The sequence below is a fragment of the Vibrio sinus genome (genome assembly GCF_023634645.1).
GTDB lineage: Bacteria > Pseudomonadota > Gammaproteobacteria > Enterobacterales > Vibrionaceae > Vibrio > Vibrio sinus.
In genome coordinates, this window is sequence record NZ_JAMKMR010000003.1 from 221510 (window position 1) to 237629 (window position 16120).

Sequence of the window (16120 nt, forward strand, 5' to 3'; positions counted from 1 at the left end):
TTGGTTCTTTATATAGTCATCAAAATCAATGTGACAAAAAATTACAACTGTCAAAAACCTTGTGTATAGCGTTAAAATCACACATAGAAGGTGAAGAAAAATTATTGTTGGAAAGCATTAGCATTCTTCTGCGCTATCTTGTTTACTGGTATTTATCGACTAGTAATAACACAACTTTCTGCTCTATATTTAATACTTATATGAAATAGGTCTCACGTCAAGTGTTTCTGGTGATTAAATATTATTAACTATTGATAATTTAAAATATGATAAAAGTGTCAATATATAGCACTGAATCATATTGATTTTTAAATTATAAATCAAAGATTGTTTTTATGTAATGTTAAGATTTCAAATATGATTCAATTTTATTAATAATATGAACAACTGGAAATGTTGCTTTTACTTTGATCTTTTAATTGAATGGAAAATATGTTTTTCCATTCTAGGTTAAATAACTTAAGAGAAAGGGGAATATTGAACGGTTTCTTGAGTGTTAAGATTTAAAATCCTAGTAGTGAATAATTAATGGGTAACGTCATGAATAGGGGGGCTCATAGTGGATAGAAGATGAGAGGGCAATTGGTTAAATTACCGTATGATAATAAGATAGTAAGCTAATCTGAAACTAAGTATTTCTATGACTTACAATATCGATATAAAGCGCTTGATATATTTAGCGGTATATTTAGTATTTCCTTGAAAGTACTGATTTTTTCAGTACGACATATTCAATTCAACTTATACAAGCCTCCGTATATAGGATGGAAAACCTGGGCTGCTACACAGCCCAGGGGAAGTAAATAAAATGGATTCGACGACCAAGATAATTTATTTGACCTGAGTGGCGGAATCCATGGGTTGGTCTGCTGGGATAGTGATGCCCACCATGCTTTGCTTGACTTCGACAATTTTGTCGACCATACCTTTTTGGCCGAGCTGTTGTACGCCAACCTCATGAAGAGTGGCCATCGCCATTGCTAGCTCATTGTCATTATTGCTTAAAGCTTCAATCTCCCCCATACATTGAGTACTAACAGTAGAAATGCAGCCGGCGGTACATGCTGAACTTGCTGTACTGCTGCTGGCGTTTTGAGTTGCACTACGTACTTCGTCAACGATAAGTTCGATTTTCTTAAATTCATTAGACATATTCTTTCTCCTACAAGGGGCAGAACGTCCATGTCATTTAAGCCGTCCATGTATACGACAGCGATGTAAGCCTAGGCTTTCAGGGCTGGTGTATATGTTATGAAATTTTACAAAGTTAGATAATTAGTGGTGTGTCAATAGAAACTATCACCAATAATTATTGTATTCATTGGTTTTTATATAATCATCAAAATAAATCAAACAATATGACTGCTAAAAGCTGTGTGTATAGCATTTTAAATCGTACATATAAGGCAAAGATAAATTGTTTCTATAGAGCATTTTCGACGCTATATTTTTCTGATGGTTTTTGGTCGGAAATAATACAACCTTTTACTCTGTACTTAATATTTGTATGAAATAGGTCTCACGTCAAGTGTTTATGGTGTTTAAACATTGTCAATTGTCTGTAAATTAAAATGTGATAAAAATATTAATATATAATGCTGAATTAGATGAGTTTATAAATTATAAATCAATGGTTGTTTTTATGTAATGTTAAGATTCCATATATGAGATATATTTATTAATAATATTAACATCTGGAATGCTGTTTTTATTTTGATCTTTTAATTGAATGGAAAATATGTTTTTCCATCCTAGATTAAATAGCTTAAAAGAAAGGTGTATTAAACTGTTTCTTGAATGTTATGACTTAAAATTAATGGTAATGAATAGATATTGGGTGATATTACCAACTTAGATGCGAATAGTGGATATATGAAGAGTGAACTATTAATTAAATTACCGTACGATAATACGATATTAAGCTAATTTAAAAATTAGCATTTCAATGACTTGTAATATCGATTTAAAGCGCTTAATGTGATTAGTGTCATATGTAATACTTCCTTGAAAGTGCTGATGTTTTCAGTACGCCATATTTAATTCAACATGATTCAAAATTTAGGGTTCAAAATGAGTACATCGTTTCCAAGTACCGATCTACTTAACGGAATAGTGATCTTCTCAATAGTGGCCAAATGTGGGAGCTTTTCACAGGCTGCCAAAATCTCAGGACATTCGATCTCTTATGTGAGTAAAGAAGTCAGCAAACTAGAAGAGAGACTTCGAGTCAAACTGATTCATAGGACGACACGTACGCTACGATTGACATCTGAAGGGGATGCTTATTTTCAATATTGTCAAAAGGTAATAGAAGAGATTGAATATGCAGAGTCTCAAGTTAGTGGGTATAAAGAAGAACCAGTGGGAACTTTGCGAGTTAGCTGCCCTTATAGCTTAGGGTTGGCAAAAATCCATCAAGTATTTCAAGAGTTTCTACAATTATACCCCTCTATGCATTTGGAATTAGACCTCAACGAGAAAAAGACCGACCTAATTTCTTCAGATATGGATGTTGCTATCCGCGCGTCAAACCAAATGCATGATGATGATGAGGTTGCAAGTAAATTACTTATTCAGTCTCACAGTATTACCATTGCTTCTCCTGACTATCTAAACAAGTATGGTACACCGACTTCACCCGTCGATCTGGTGAACCATAACGTCATAAGTTATTCCAACATGACATCCCCAAATATTTGGCGATTTGGGGATGAAAGCGACAATGACATACAAATTCAGGTTAAAAACGTTATTACTACTAATAGTCCTGAGATGGAGTTGAAATTTTGTAAGTCGGGGTATGGTATAACGCGCATCCCCTGTTATTTGTTGCGTGATGAATTGCAAGAAGGTCAACTGGTAGAGCTATTCTCTGATTACCCTAAGCATCCTGTCAATATTTACTTAGTCTACCCAAACAAGAAAACTCATCCATGTAAACTCAGAGTATTCATTGATTTCTTGATGGAAAAGTTAGCAGCTGCACCAACTTGTTCGATGGGCAGCGTATCAAGGAGTGAATAATGGGGCGCACACTAGGAGGTTATGTAACCTGAACATAGGAAAGTTGGGCCAAATACTTGCCCAACTGATTTCGGAAGCATACTGATTGGCCATTTCTATGGCCGATCTTTTAAGCTTCAAAATCCTTCTTTCTGTCTTCCAACTGGTTCGATGATGAGTTTTTACTTTCATCGGATTTATTGCACATGCCCATCATAAACACGAGCATGACCAAACAAATGATAAGTGGCACTAAGAAAGCGCTAGCAAGTGCGCCAGTAAGCAAGCTTCCATCATTAAATAAGTATCCTACTATTCCCATCAATGCGACTATAACAAATAGATTGCGGTATTTTTTTAGATTCATGTTTCTCTCCATTTTCATCTTTCCGTTTCCACGAATTGCGACTTACGGTTGTGTTAATTGATCGTCTACGTGGATAACGTTAAGCTTTACCCCAAGGGGAAAGTCAACAGTGAAAAAATTCAATTTATTTTGGTAGGGACCTTGACCTTAACCGAAGGGTAAGCTTTAGGATGTACTCAATCCAAACAAATTGAAGGTGAACAGTATGGGTGTTCCAATGAATTACAATAACGCTGAGCTTACTCAGACTTTTGATATAGAGAACATGAGTTGTGCAAGTTGCGTCAATAAGATTGAGAAAGCACTAAACGCACTATCTGGTGTCCATCAGGCGACGGCTAACATTGCTGATAAAACCGTTACTGTACAAGGAACGGCCTCAGAGCAAGAGATCTTGAAAACACTGTCCGATATTGGCTATCCAGGCCAAAGCTATAGTGCAACATCCAGTGACCAAGTTTTTGACATAGAAAACATGAGCTGTGCGAGCTGCGTAGCGAAGATCGAATCTGCATTAAAAGCGGTGCCGGGCGTTACTAGTGCATTTGCTAGCATAGCTGATAAAACCGCAACGGTAAGTGGAAGTGCAACAGAAACACAGCTATTAACAGCGCTGTCTGATGCAGGCTATCCGGGCAAAAGTGTCGCTACGGCCTCTAACGAGTTCACCTTTGAAATTGACAACATGAGCTGTGCAAGCTGCGTAGGTAAGATAGAGAAAGCGCTAAACACATTAGATAGTGTGGTGAGCGTACAAGCCAGTCTTGCTGATAAATCGGTCACCGTGAAAGGCAATGCACTTGAATCGGATATGCTCAAAGCATTAGAAAGCGTTGGCTATCCAGGTAGAAAAATTCTTGCTGATGAGCAAAGAGAGAAGAAAAAAGCAGAAGCCGAGCACAAACAATACAAGCACATGATGTGGGGAGCAGGGCTGTCACTTGCGCTGGGTATCCCACTTATGATTTGGGACTTGGTAGGATCAACGGCGATCAATACCCCGACCGAGCAATGGATTTGGGGAGTCATCGGTATCCTCGTTCTAGGAATCCTTATTGGCCCAGGTGGGCACTTCTACAAAGGGGCGTGGGCAAACTTGAAACACGGCAGCTCAAGCATGGATACCCTCGTCGCCATGGGTATTAGTACTGCTTGGGTATACAGCATGGTAGTGGTGCTTTTCCCAGATGTGTTCCCAGAAGCGGGGCGCTATGTCTACTTTGAAGCCGCCACTTTCATTGTCGGTTTAATTAACTTAGGCCATGGCCTTGGACTTAGAGCTCGCGGTAAAACCAGTGAAGCGGTGAAAAAGCTAATCGGTTTGCAACCTAAAACCGCGCGGGTCATCCGCGATGGTGAAGAAATTGATTTGCCGATAGAAGAAGTGAAAGTAGGCGATAAGATCCGTTTACGTCCTGGTGATAAAGTGTCTGTTGACGGTAGAGTGTTCGAAGGTTCTTCAACGGTAGACGAATCTATGTTGACTGGTGAGCCTATCCCAGTATTAAAAGAAGCGGGCGATGTGCTGTCTGCAGGTACCATAAACAAAAACGGCAGCTTAATCTTTGTGGCCGAAAAGGTAGGAGCGGATACCGCATTAGCAAATATCATTCGCTTGGTGAAAAGTGCGCAAAACACTAAACTGCCGATAGCTCAGTTAGCGGATAAGATTTCTGCTGTATTTGTTCCGTTTGTGATTGGCGTGGCACTGATTTCTGCTTTAATCTGGTATTTCGTTGGCCCAACGCCTGCGCTTACCCATGCGTTGATCGTGTTTACTACGGTTGTGATTATCGCTTGCCCATGTGCTTTAGGCCTTGCGACCCCACTTTCTATCATCACTGGTGTCGGTAAAGCCGCAGAGCTGGGCCTATTGGTTCGAAATGGTGAGTCGTTACAAAAAGCGAGCAAACTCGACGTTATCATTGTTGATAAAACAGGAACCGTTACTGAAGGCAAGCCAAGTGTTACCGATGTGGTTACTTTAAATGGTTACCAAGAAGAAGAGCTTTTGCGCTTAGCGGCAAGTATAGAGCAATCTTCTGAGCACCCGCTAGCGGAAGCGGTGGTTGAATCAGCTAAATCTAAAAACTTACTATTGGAAATGAGCACTGATTTTGAAGCTATCTCGGGTTACGGTATTCAAGGTAAGTTGGCAGACAAATATCTCGCTATGGGTAACCATAAACTAATGGCGAAAAATAACATTGATGTTCAATCTGTGGCTAATCAAATTGATGAGTTTGCAGAGCAAGGCAAAACTCCTATGTACCTTGCCATTGATGGGGTTCTTGCAGGATTGATTGTTGTAGCGGATGCGATTAGAGAAGATTCAGCAGCAGCGATACGTCGTCTACACGAAATGGGACTGAAAGTTATTATGGCAACGGGTGATAACCCTAAAACAGCTGCGGCGGTTGCCAAACAAGTGAACTTAGATGATTTCCGTGCTGAGTGCCTACCTGAAACCAAAGCACAGTTGATTGATGAATTGCAACAACAAGGTTTGCAAGTCGGTATGACAGGCGACGGTATCAATGATGCACCAGCCCTGGCCAAAGCGGATGTAGGCTTCGCGGTCGGCTCAGGTACGGATGTGGCTATCGAGTCAGCGGATATTGCCTTAATGAGAGCATCCTTACACGGTTTGGCCGATGCGGTAGAGTTGTCAAGAGCGACGCTCAAGAACATCAAGCAAAACTTGTTCTTCGCCTTCATCTACAATGGCTTAGGTATTCCATTGGCGGCCGGTGTTCTTTACCCTATCTGGGGGATATTGTTGAGCCCTATCGTTGCGGGTGGTGCGATGGCGTTCTCATCCTTCACAGTGGTCACCAATGCAAACCGTTTACGTCGATTCAAAACCAGTTTACGTAAATAAAAGATACGTAAATAATCAACTCACAATCCGCCAGTATGGCGGATTGTTTCATTTCTAATCGCTAACCCAATAAAAGCAAATCTTATCTACAATTATACAAGGTCATAAATCGAGCGTTTGTAAATCGATGTTAGGGAAAACACTACTTCATATTTGTTTGGTTGTTCTGGTTGTTCTGGTTGTTGGTAGTAACACGGCTATCGCAAGCTACCGTATGCACTTTTTCTTACCGGATTTCCCTCCTTATACCATGCCGGATGAGCAAGGTAATGCGGTGGGAATTGGTGTCGATAAAATGAAACTGATCCTCGACTCTATCGATGTCGATTACACCTTCAAGGTTGGATCAAACCACGGAAGAGCATTATCTGAGTTGAGAAGTGGACGCTCAGATGGTTTCTTTATGGCTTCTCAAAACGAGCAGAGAGACCAATTTGCCAAGTTTGCCAATTCAGTAATGGTTAATCGGTGGGTATGGGTTGTGCGAAGGCAGAGTCGTGAATATTTTGATCCTGAAAACAAAGAAAAGTATGTCGTCGCGAGCTTAGTCAATACCAACACCAATTTTTGGCTCAACAAGTCCGGTTATAAAACGGCAGCACCAGCGTCCGATATCAAATCGCTTATCAGTAAGCTTAGTAGCAAAGAAGTCGATGCGGTGTTCGTTGCACAAGAGGTATTTAACGAAGAGTTTAAATACGACACGAGATTTCAAATCATGGTCCAAGTGGAGAAGGAGTTTAGTGTCTATATCTCCAATGCTTTTTTGAAGAAGCATCCGGAGTTTATGGAGAAGTTAAATCGGGCTATTGAAAAACACCGTTAGTCTTGAGTAAGCAGCGATTGATAGCAGCTTAAATTTATCACTGATGTTTAGATAAAATCTTATCGTAGGTCCCATCCGCTTTCATTTTAGCGAGTCCCTCGTTAAATGCGGAGATTTTGTCTTTATCAACGCCTTTATGAAACATGATATACACCTTATGGGATTGAATTTTAGGTTCACTGATGTAGTCAATTTGGTCACGTAACTCTGGGTACTTTTCTCGAATTAAGTAGATGCCAGATATCAGATCCGCAGGTATCAGATCGAGTCTATCTGCGCCAAGCATCTGCATCACTCGACTATCACTGACAACGTCTTTTTTATTTAAATAGTTAGCATCATCAAACTCCGGACTGACCGAAGAGCCACGTACGACGCCGATTCTTAATCCCTTCAGATCTTGCAATTTACTCCACTTAATGTGTTTGTCCTTTCTTTTAAAGAAGACATAGTCGCTGGTCATAAAATGTTCTGAAAAGAGATAGTGTTTAGCTCTTTCTTCGGTATAAAAAGCGACTCCTGTTCCATCTATATTTCCCGATTTTACCTCTTCCAATACCCTTGCCCATGGGGATTGAGAAAAGTGAACCTGATAGCCACTGCGGCTGTAGGCTTCTTTAATTAATTCAGCAATAGGACCAAAGTTTTTGAGCTCTCTACCGTAATATGGCAACCAACCGCTACCTGAGATAGTGACAATATTTTCAGCGAAGGACGGTGACGAGGAAAGGCTTATCAAGATTAGTAACAATGATGTGAGATGTTTCATAGGTACATCCCTTGGTAGCAAATAATTTTAAACTATAGGTCACATATTTTACTTTTACTAAAATACAAATAGATCAATATTAGTGAGAGAAAAGAGATCTTTGCTTCGCTCCCGACATGCTGTAGCTGCGTGGGAGCGATACCATTGCGTGGATTAGGGTTTAAGTTACTCAGGTTTTGCCCTGAATGAATCTAGAGCCAGCATCAATGCAAAGAGCCCTACGGAGAATAGCAAGGTTTTACTCATGACGGTTCCGGCGATGGCTGGATGGCTTGCTTGAACTGTGGTGATAGCGAGTATTCCCAAAAGAATGACCGATATAAAGCCTTTGGCTGCAATAGGCATCTCAGAGAAAAGCTGTTCGCCCAATAGACGTTTACGTAAGCTTTTTGTTTGCATAAATTCAACGGTAGCATGAACACTGCAAATGACTAATACCAAGGTCGGGAGCATCAATTCCCACACCCAATTGACAGGGCTTGTTGGTGTCGGCGGCCATGTAGCTGGGATACCAAACTCAATGACCATCAATAGAGCCAGTAACCCTGTCGTAAGCCAATACATCGGCGCTCTGAAAATACCCATAAATAAACATAACGCCGCTAAACTTTCGAACACGAATTGGGTCGGCGCTAGTGTTGATGATATGGATGCTGAGAGCGCTAAAAAGGATTTGACGATTTCAGGCGCATTAGAGGTCTTTTGGTAGGTGTCTACTAAGTTTTTGTAGCCTTCACTAGTAAACCAATGCAGTGAAATGTCGGCATTAACTTGATAGATGAGCATCAGGCCTATCGTGCAAGCCATTAAAAACAGATAGTTGCGATTGATGCGAGCGAGGAGTGAATACTCTGGCTCCTCTCTTTTGTGATCAAAGGCTAGAGAGAAATATACCAGCACCGCGCTTAGCAAGGAGAACAAAATAGTAACGATGACGAGATGTTCGCCGCCATTCTTAGACAAAATATTAAAATAGCTAAATACGAACAACAATACGACGGCGACAATACTATTAAGCGTAGTGTTTCTGCAAGGCAGCGTTTTTAAACCCAACCATGTTGGTCTCTTTGCAGAGCTGAGGCGCATGTCCCATCGAGCAATGGTTAAGATCAGAGAGAAGAGGGCTGGAAATAACAGCTCAAAAATCCATGCCCCTGGACTGCCTAGGTTGGATAGCCAAAAACCAGTGTATAACAAGGCGGACAAAAGTGGATAAATCGGACTAGATGAAAAAAACAACCCAATGACGCTACCGATCATGAGAACTACTAAAGCTATCACGGTTAGCGCTGAATAATGGGATAGTACGATTAGCAGGTGATTCCAGTAAGTAGGCGCTTTATTACTACTAACGAGCTGTTGAAAATAATGTTCCAGGCCGAGAGGGGTAAAATGGCCGGAAAATAACTGCAACAAAAACGCTTGAAGTGTTGCGGCGCCTAATAACATCCCTATTATGTTTATCCAATTAATCCGATTGAAATAAGTGGTCATTGTTAATTCCAAGTATCCTACAAATGAACGTGACAGTTAACGGAGCAAACTCGATGAGAGCTCTGTACCTTGTTGGTGTTTGAGCGTAAGTGCCTAACATGTTATTGATGAAATTGTTACATCTATAAATGATAAAACTGTCATAAGGATAGTTGATCTATGAAATCAATGGATTCATTTTTATTTATCTAAATCTTTATTAATAAAAACAGATAGATAAAACTTATTATCTTGATTGAATTAAAGCAGGGTTCAAAAAAATGGGGATGAAAGGAGTGTGCTAAGAAGCGTTTTTAGAAGAAACGTTATTTTTGAGTCAAATTGTTAAAGTGTGTTTTGTCACTACCTTGATGATTTGAACAAACTCACTTCACTGAAACGAGCTTGTTCAGCCAGCAGGGGCCATAAGGTGAGCTGGTTACACTTTGGACAGTTGGCGTTCTTCAAGCTTTATGTAGAGCTGATTAAGCGCTGAGCGAGTAACTGGGGTGGCGATAGCTGCCTGATCAGCCAGGGTAATAAAGTTATCGAACACAGTTTCTGTTTCTAGTGGCCGACCTGCATCGAAATCTTCCTTCATGCTGAAATACACACCCTTAAATCCCGGCTCTGCAAGTTTATTTAGTAGCAGATCGATTCGGGAAGGAGCGATGTCTACCTGATAAGCCTGGGCCACTTGTATCACCTCTTTTCCGATTTGTTCAATAAGGTGTCGTGGCTCTTTGGAGGTGGACAAGGTCTGCATACAAGCGTCGTACAATATGGACGCGAGATTACACGATAAATTGACCAACAGTTTTGGAAAGCGAGCTTGGTAGATGTCTTCTGTATGGGTAACCGAAGTAAATATTTGGTTGAAGAGGGCGCCAAGTTCAGCAGTAACCGCTCCTTGCTGAAATAACGCATAGTTAAACTGACAGAGAGGGTTGTGCAACGTGACCTTGTTGTCAGTATGCTTCTTGGTGACTTTGATATTTGTCGTTGCACCTATAATGGTATTGCTTTGATGAAGATATTTGGCCAAATGCTGCTCGTTGCCGATGCCATTTTGTATCACGATGAAGGTTTTGTTTTTTAGACTCGATAAGCGTGGAAAAACGGTTGAGTTTTGAGTGGTTTTTGTGGTGATGAATATTATATCGCCATCGATTTGAGCGTAATCTGATGCGATTTGCTTAATAGGATAGGTAAGAGACTGATTATCTGAGCTAAGTTGGATGGATTGTTGCTTAAGTAGAGCGGATGTTGGGCTTGTTACGCATTGTATGTCATGTTCGCCCGCTTCGGACAACTTAGCGAAGACATATCCACCTATTGCACCCACACCAATGATAGTAATTTTCATCCTGCACCCACTATTATGGAAAAGAGTGAATATACACCTAAGTCATAGCGAAAAGCGAGCAATAGTGTAGAGAACAAGGCAGATATTGCTTCGATTAAGACGTAACCAGTTACCACCATGACGCACATCATGAAAACTTCGTAATTAGTCGAAAATTGGTTACAGATTTACCGAACATAATGCAATATTAAAGTTCATTTTTGATAATTTAGCTGAATTTTTTCGTTACTTTTCTACATTCGCATTTCAAAAAGTGGTGGTTTTCTTGCTTATTTAATCAAGATTTAGCAGCCAATTTACTCTAAATTTGCCTTAAATGAACACAAGCTTTACCACTAAAGTCGAATAAAAAATTGATCGCCCTTATTTAATAAACTCTTGATTTGTTATTAAGAGTTGTTAGAGTGACGCCCACTATCTGGTACATTGGTCTGACAATCTAATAAGACATTTAACGGTTAGATCGAAAATTGAGCAGTCGATAACAATTTTTATTCAAAGTGATTGATGAAAATGATTGGATCGCTCTCAAGCTTTCATGATATTTATGGTTGTGGAAGTCTAGCATGTCAGGGTAGTATAAAAATTGTACGATTATGGAAAGGAAGAAAGTGAACAGGCTAGTCATCGAAGACTGGCAGTTTGCTTTTGTGCAATTTGACTATACATGTGTGGCAGTTGTTCATAGTAACTAATTGAGCGAAATGCCAATTTTAAAGTAATGTTAGTAATTTAAAGGAACGCTAGGCATATCTTTCGTTAAGATATGCTGATAAATCAGCACATAAATCGGGCTGATCGCGCACTCAATGGACGAGGTTTTACGAGGAGTTCAAAATGAGTGGCTTTAGTCCAGCCTTAATGATCGGCATTTTTACGGTGCTTGTCATAGCGGTAATCGCTGCAATTCTGTTTGCAAGCAAACTAGTCGGCGGGTTTGGTCGTCGATATGAAGATGAACAACCTTTCGAATGTGGCCTTCTCCCTTCTGGCACGACAAAACACAACTTTTCTATTAGCTACTATCTCATCGCTGTCGCTTTCCTCATTTTTGAACTAGAAGCAGCCATCTTACTAGCGTGGGGCGTGGACTACTGGAAACTAGGTATTCCAGGCGTTATCGCCGCGGTGCTTTTCATTGTCATCCTCCTTTTGGGACTTGTATATATGCTGCGTAAAGGCGCTTTTAAGATCGGAGTATACGAATCATGAGCGATATCATTCCTATTGTTGACGCCGGAAAAGAGCAATCTGAAAAAGGCAATAATTTTATCTCCAATGTTGTAGGCAAAGTTGATGATCTCATCTCTTACAGCCGCAAACATTCACTTTGGCCGTATAACTTTGGTACGTCCTGCTGTTTCGTTGAAATGATGACAGCAGCGACACCACGTTACGATATGGCACGTTTTGGATCTGAGGTTCTACGCGGTTCACCTCGCCAAAGTGATGTGTTAATCACTGCGGGTACTTGCTTTGTCAAAATGGCCCCTCTAATGAAGCATATCTACGATCAGATGCTTGAGCCTAAATGGGTTATCTCCATGGGTTCATGTTCTAACTCTGGTGGTATGTATGACATTTACAGTGTGGTTCAAGGTGTAGACACAATTCTTCCGGTAGACGTTTATGTACCAGGTTGCCCTCCACGTCCAGATGCGTTGTTAGAAGGTTTGGTCATGCTACAAGATTACGTAAAAGCGAATCCTGTTTCTGTTCTTAAGAAAAATCGTAAACCTCTTGGCCTAAGGGTTGAATAAATGAACGCAGAATTGACGCAAGTATTAACTGAGCGTTTCGGTGCCAAAGCGTTACCAGGTTCAGTCATTGGTACAGTAAGCTACCAAGTTGATTGTGAGCAGTTGATTGACATGCTCACTTACTTGAAAAAAGAATCAACACCTAAATTTGAAATGCTGTTTGACCTATCCGCAATCGATGAAGCTGAGCGCGGTGGTGGTTTAACAGTTTTTTACCATTTATTAAGCATATCAACCAGTCAGTTTATCTCTGTTCGTACTCACATCGCGAACGACACGATTAAAGTACCGACCGCTACGGTTGTATGGCCTAACGCCGACTGGTACGAGCGTGAAGTGTACGACATGTTCGGCATCAAGTTTAAAGATCACCCAGACTTACGTCGTATCCTGACGTTTGATTTCTGGAAAGGTCACCCTCTTCGTAAAACTTACCCATGCCGTGCCACTTTGATGGATGAACCTTTTGATTTAGAAGGTCCTGATTTCCAACGAGTGATGGAATCTTACGAAATCAAAGGTAAGCAAGAAGACGGCTCTATGGTTCTTAACATCGGTCCAAACCACCCTGGTACGGACGGTGTTATTCGCCTGAAAGTAAAAATGAAGGGCGAGCGTATTGAAGAACTCGATCAAGAAATCGGTTTCCACCACCGTGGTGCTGAAAAGATCGCAGAGCGTCATACTTTCCATAACTACATTCCTTATACCGACCGTATCGATTATCTAGGTGGTGTTGCAGGTGAACTGCCTTACCTACTAGGTCTAGAAGCGATGACAGGTATTGAAGTGCCTGAGCGCGCTAAAACAATGCGTATCATGCTTTGTGAGTTTTTCCGACTTTCGAGCCACTTGGTATGGTTCGGTAGTATTACTCACAACTTGGGTGGTATGGCACCGGCTTTCTACGCGTTTACAGAGCGTGAAAAGATATTCGATGTGATCGAACTTATCTGCGGCGGTCGTATGCACCCTGCGTTTTTCCGTATCGGTGGTGTGTCACAAGACCTACCAGATGGTTGGAGAAAAGCGGTTGATGAAGCATGTGATGCGGTAGAAAAGCTCGTCCCAGACCTAGAAAAATTAATGACCAAGTCAATGATTTTCAAAGCTCGTACTCAAGGTGTCGCCGTGTACAGCCAAGAAATGGCGCTTGACTGGGGTCTAACAGGTCCAAACCTACGTGCTACGGGCATTAATTTTGATGCACGTAAGCAGATGCCATACATGGGCTATGAAGACTACGACTTTGACGTACCAGTGGGTACTGACGGTGATGCGTACACTCGTACCGTACTACGTGTTCAAGAGTTGACAGAAAGTCTGAAGATCATTCGCCAAGCGGCAGATCGTATGCCTGAAGGTCCATACCTAGCGGATAACGCACCAAAATTTGGTTTCCCTCGTAAGCAAAACGCACTGAAAGACATCGAAACCTTGATTCACAGTTTCGTGGATACTGGTCGAGGCTTTGACTTCCCAGTAGCAGAGACGTTCTTTGCCACAGAAACCTCGAAGGGCCTGACTGGTTATCACACCGTAAGTAATGGTACAGGGTGCCCATATCGTGTACGTATTCGTACACCATCTTTCACCCACTTCCAGTCTGTTAAAGCAGTTTCTAAAGGCGATTTGCTCGGGAACATCATCTGCTTGATAGGCTCAATAGATTATGTTTTGGCGGACATTGACCGTTAAATATCAAAAACAGCACCGTTTAAAAGATGCTGAAGTTTATTGCTTCGAAGCCTCTTAAGACGTTAGAAGCAATAAATTAGATACTGGTCGATGTTAAGTCGGGCCGATGTGAGGAAAAAATGTTAACTGAACAAGAAATCGCACATTTGGAAGAGCACATAGCTCATTATCCAGAAAAGCGGGCAGGGGCTATCTACTGCCTGTACTTCGTACAGGATAAATATGGATATATCACCAAAGAGGGCTTGGAAGCAGTCAGCGAGCTGACAGAGCTTTCAACGACTCAATTAGATGAAATTATTACTTTCTACACTTTGTTACGTCGTCGTCCTGTCGGCAGAAACATCATGCGTGTTTGCGACAGCATTTCATGTCATACGCGTGGTTCTAAAAAAGTGCTAGAAGCGGCAAAAAAAGCGACCGGCAAAGAGTTGGGTGAAATTGCCAATGATGGCAGTGTCACTGTACTTCCTAGCATCTGCTTAGGTCTTTGTGATCGTGCGCCTGCGGCATTAATCAATGATGATCGTGTTGAAGGTGAGCTCACTGAAGAGAAAGTACGTGACATCATCGCTCAAATGGCTGAAGAAGAAATGAAGCTGGCTGAGAAACCGGATTACCGTAGCATGATTGCCATGTTGTCTCCTCAAGATGAACCTAGTAAACCTAATGAGGAGAAAGCATAATGGAACTCGTACTTAGTCGTAACTTCCACAATGAAAAACCTCTAGATCTTGCTGGCTATCAAGCAGCAGGTGGTTATGAAAGCCTAGAGACGATCATCGGTAAAGATCGTGAGCCTCTACTAGAAGAAATCAAAGCTTCTGGCCTACGTGGCTGCGGTGGTGGTGGCTTCCCAACAGGCGTAAAGTGGGGCTTTTTAGCTAAAGATGCCTCTCACCCTGTTTACCTTGTTGTTAACCTAGATGAATCTGAACCAGGATCATTCAAAGATCGCCAAGTTCTATACCGTGACCCACACACAATTCTTGAAGGTGTTATTGCCAGTAGTTATCTTTTGGGCGCGGATAAAGCGTTTGTATTCATTCGTGGCGAATACCGTGAAGGGGCAAAACTGTTAGAAAAAGCAGTTGAAGAAGCGAAAGCAGCGGGCCTTGTAGGTAAAAACGTAAAAGGTTCTGGTTGGGATCTCGACGTTGACGTTCACTTGAGTGCTGGTCGTTATATCTGTGGTGAAGAAACCGCGCTATTGAACGCCCTTGAAGGTTACCGTGGTAACCCTCGTGCGAAACCGCCATTCCCAATTGTAAAAGGTCTATGGGGACAGCCAACGATCATCAACAACGTTGAAACTGTTTGTCACATCCCATGGATTGCACACAAAGGTGCCGAGTGGTTTAAATCTCAAGGTAAAGGTGATGCTGCAGGTAGCCACATTTACCAAGTCTCTGGCCCAGTTAAAAAACCAGGTTTCTTTGAGTTACCTATGGGTACAACCGCTCGTGAGCTTATTTTTGAACACGCTGGCGGCCTATTAGATGATCGTGAATTGGTCGGCTTCTTACCTGGTGGTGCGTCTACGCAATTTATGCTTCCTGAGCATTTAGATGTGCCATTGGATTGGGACGGCCCTGCAAGTGTAGGTTCTCGTTTAGGTACTGGTGGAATCATCGTAATGGACGACTCCATTTGTCCAATCGATTTCATGATCAACCTAACAGAGTTCTTCGCTCGTGAATCTTGTGGTTACTGTACGCCTTGTCGTGATGGTCTTCCTTATGTGGTTCATGTTCTACAGAAGTTTGAAAAAGGCGTAGCAACAGCTGCTGATCTCGACCTTCTTCATGAGCTTGTAGACACCATCTATCCAAACACATTCTGTGCACTAGCACCGGGTGCGTTGATGCCAATTATGACGGGTATAAAGCACTTCAGACATGTCTTTGAAGCACACATCGAAGCGAAAGCTTGCACTCATGAGCAGGCTGAGAGCTTAGAAGCGGAGGTGGCTTAATC

At 41.6% G+C, this 16120-nt stretch carries 13 protein-coding genes; 8 read left to right on the forward strand and 5 right to left on the reverse strand.

What is annotated here, in order from left to right; genetic code table 11:
- Positions 1–831: 831 nt before the first annotated feature.
- Positions 832–1152, reverse strand: a complete 321-nt coding sequence (locus tag M9194_RS04910; RefSeq protein ID WP_250611519.1) for a hypothetical protein — start codon at positions 1150–1152, stop codon at positions 832–834.
- Positions 1153–2070: 918 nt separating this feature from the next.
- On the opposite strand from M9194_RS04910, the gene M9194_RS04915 reads away from it, so the two are divergent.
- Positions 2071–3024: a LysR family transcriptional regulator gene (locus M9194_RS04915; protein WP_250611520.1), complete on the forward strand. Its 954-nt coding sequence runs from the start codon at positions 2071–2073 to the stop codon at positions 3022–3024.
- 109 nt (positions 3025–3133) lie between these two features.
- On the opposite strand, the gene M9194_RS04920 is transcribed toward M9194_RS04915, so the two are convergent.
- Positions 3134–3370 (reverse strand): hypothetical protein, encoded by a 237-nt coding sequence (locus tag M9194_RS04920; protein ID WP_250611521.1) that lies wholly within the window; start codon positions 3368–3370, stop codon positions 3134–3136.
- Between the two features lie 217 nt (positions 3371–3587).
- Here M9194_RS04920 and M9194_RS04925 point away from each other — a divergent pair, with 217 nt between their 5' ends.
- Together M9194_RS04925 and M9194_RS04930 are read left to right on the forward strand one after the other, a co-directional pair.
- On the forward strand, positions 3588–6251 hold the full coding sequence (locus tag M9194_RS04925; RefSeq protein WP_250611522.1) for a heavy metal translocating P-type ATPase: 2664 nt from the start codon (positions 3588–3590) through the stop codon (positions 6249–6251).
- A 127-nt stretch (positions 6252–6378) separates the two neighbouring features.
- Positions 6379–7077, forward strand: coding sequence for a substrate-binding periplasmic protein (locus tag M9194_RS04930; protein ID WP_250611523.1), 699 nt, complete (start codon positions 6379–6381; stop codon positions 7075–7077).
- Positions 7078–7114: 37 nt separating this feature from the next.
- Here M9194_RS04930 and M9194_RS04935 read toward each other — a convergent pair whose 3' ends face one another.
- From M9194_RS04935 to M9194_RS04945, 3 genes are all read right to left on the reverse strand, one after another.
- The gene (locus M9194_RS04935; RefSeq protein ID WP_250611524.1) at positions 7115–7846 is read right to left on the reverse strand and encodes a substrate-binding periplasmic protein; all 732 of its coding nucleotides are present in this window, start codon (positions 7844–7846) and stop codon (positions 7115–7117) included.
- A 165-nt stretch (positions 7847–8011) separates the two neighbouring features.
- On the reverse strand, positions 8012–9340 hold the full coding sequence (locus M9194_RS04940; RefSeq protein ID WP_250611525.1) for a hypothetical protein: 1329 nt from the start codon (positions 9338–9340) through the stop codon (positions 8012–8014).
- 418 nt (positions 9341–9758) lie between these two features.
- Positions 9759–10685 (reverse strand): ketopantoate reductase family protein, encoded by a 927-nt coding sequence (locus M9194_RS04945; RefSeq protein WP_250611526.1) that lies wholly within the window; start codon positions 10683–10685, stop codon positions 9759–9761.
- 837 nt (positions 10686–11522) lie between these two features.
- Between M9194_RS04945 and M9194_RS04950 the strand changes: the two genes are divergently transcribed.
- From M9194_RS04950 to nuoF, 5 genes are all read left to right on the forward strand, one after another.
- Positions 11523–11897 carry an NADH-quinone oxidoreductase subunit A gene (locus tag M9194_RS04950; RefSeq protein ID WP_250611527.1) on the forward strand — a complete coding sequence of 125 codons (375 nt, stop codon included), beginning with the start codon at positions 11523–11525 and terminating at the stop codon, positions 11895–11897.
- Positions 11894–12445: an NADH-quinone oxidoreductase subunit B gene (locus tag M9194_RS04955; protein WP_250611528.1), complete on the forward strand. Its 552-nt coding sequence runs from the start codon at positions 11894–11896 to the stop codon at positions 12443–12445. Before M9194_RS04950 ends, M9194_RS04955 begins: the two co-directional genes overlap by 4 nt.
- A complete protein-coding gene (gene nuoD, locus M9194_RS04960; protein ID WP_250611529.1) occupies positions 12446–14143 on the forward strand; it encodes an NADH dehydrogenase (quinone) subunit D in 1698 nt (565 codons plus the stop codon).
- Positions 14144–14262: 119 nt separating this feature from the next.
- Positions 14263–14829: an NADH-quinone oxidoreductase subunit NuoE gene (gene nuoE / locus M9194_RS04965; RefSeq protein ID WP_250611530.1), complete on the forward strand. Its 567-nt coding sequence runs from the start codon at positions 14263–14265 to the stop codon at positions 14827–14829.
- A complete protein-coding gene (nuoF, locus tag M9194_RS04970; protein ID WP_250611531.1) occupies positions 14829–16118 on the forward strand; it encodes an NADH-quinone oxidoreductase subunit NuoF in 1290 nt (429 codons plus the stop codon). The genes nuoE and nuoF overlap by 1 nt, the downstream gene beginning before the upstream one ends.
- Positions 16119–16120 lie beyond the last annotated feature (2 nt).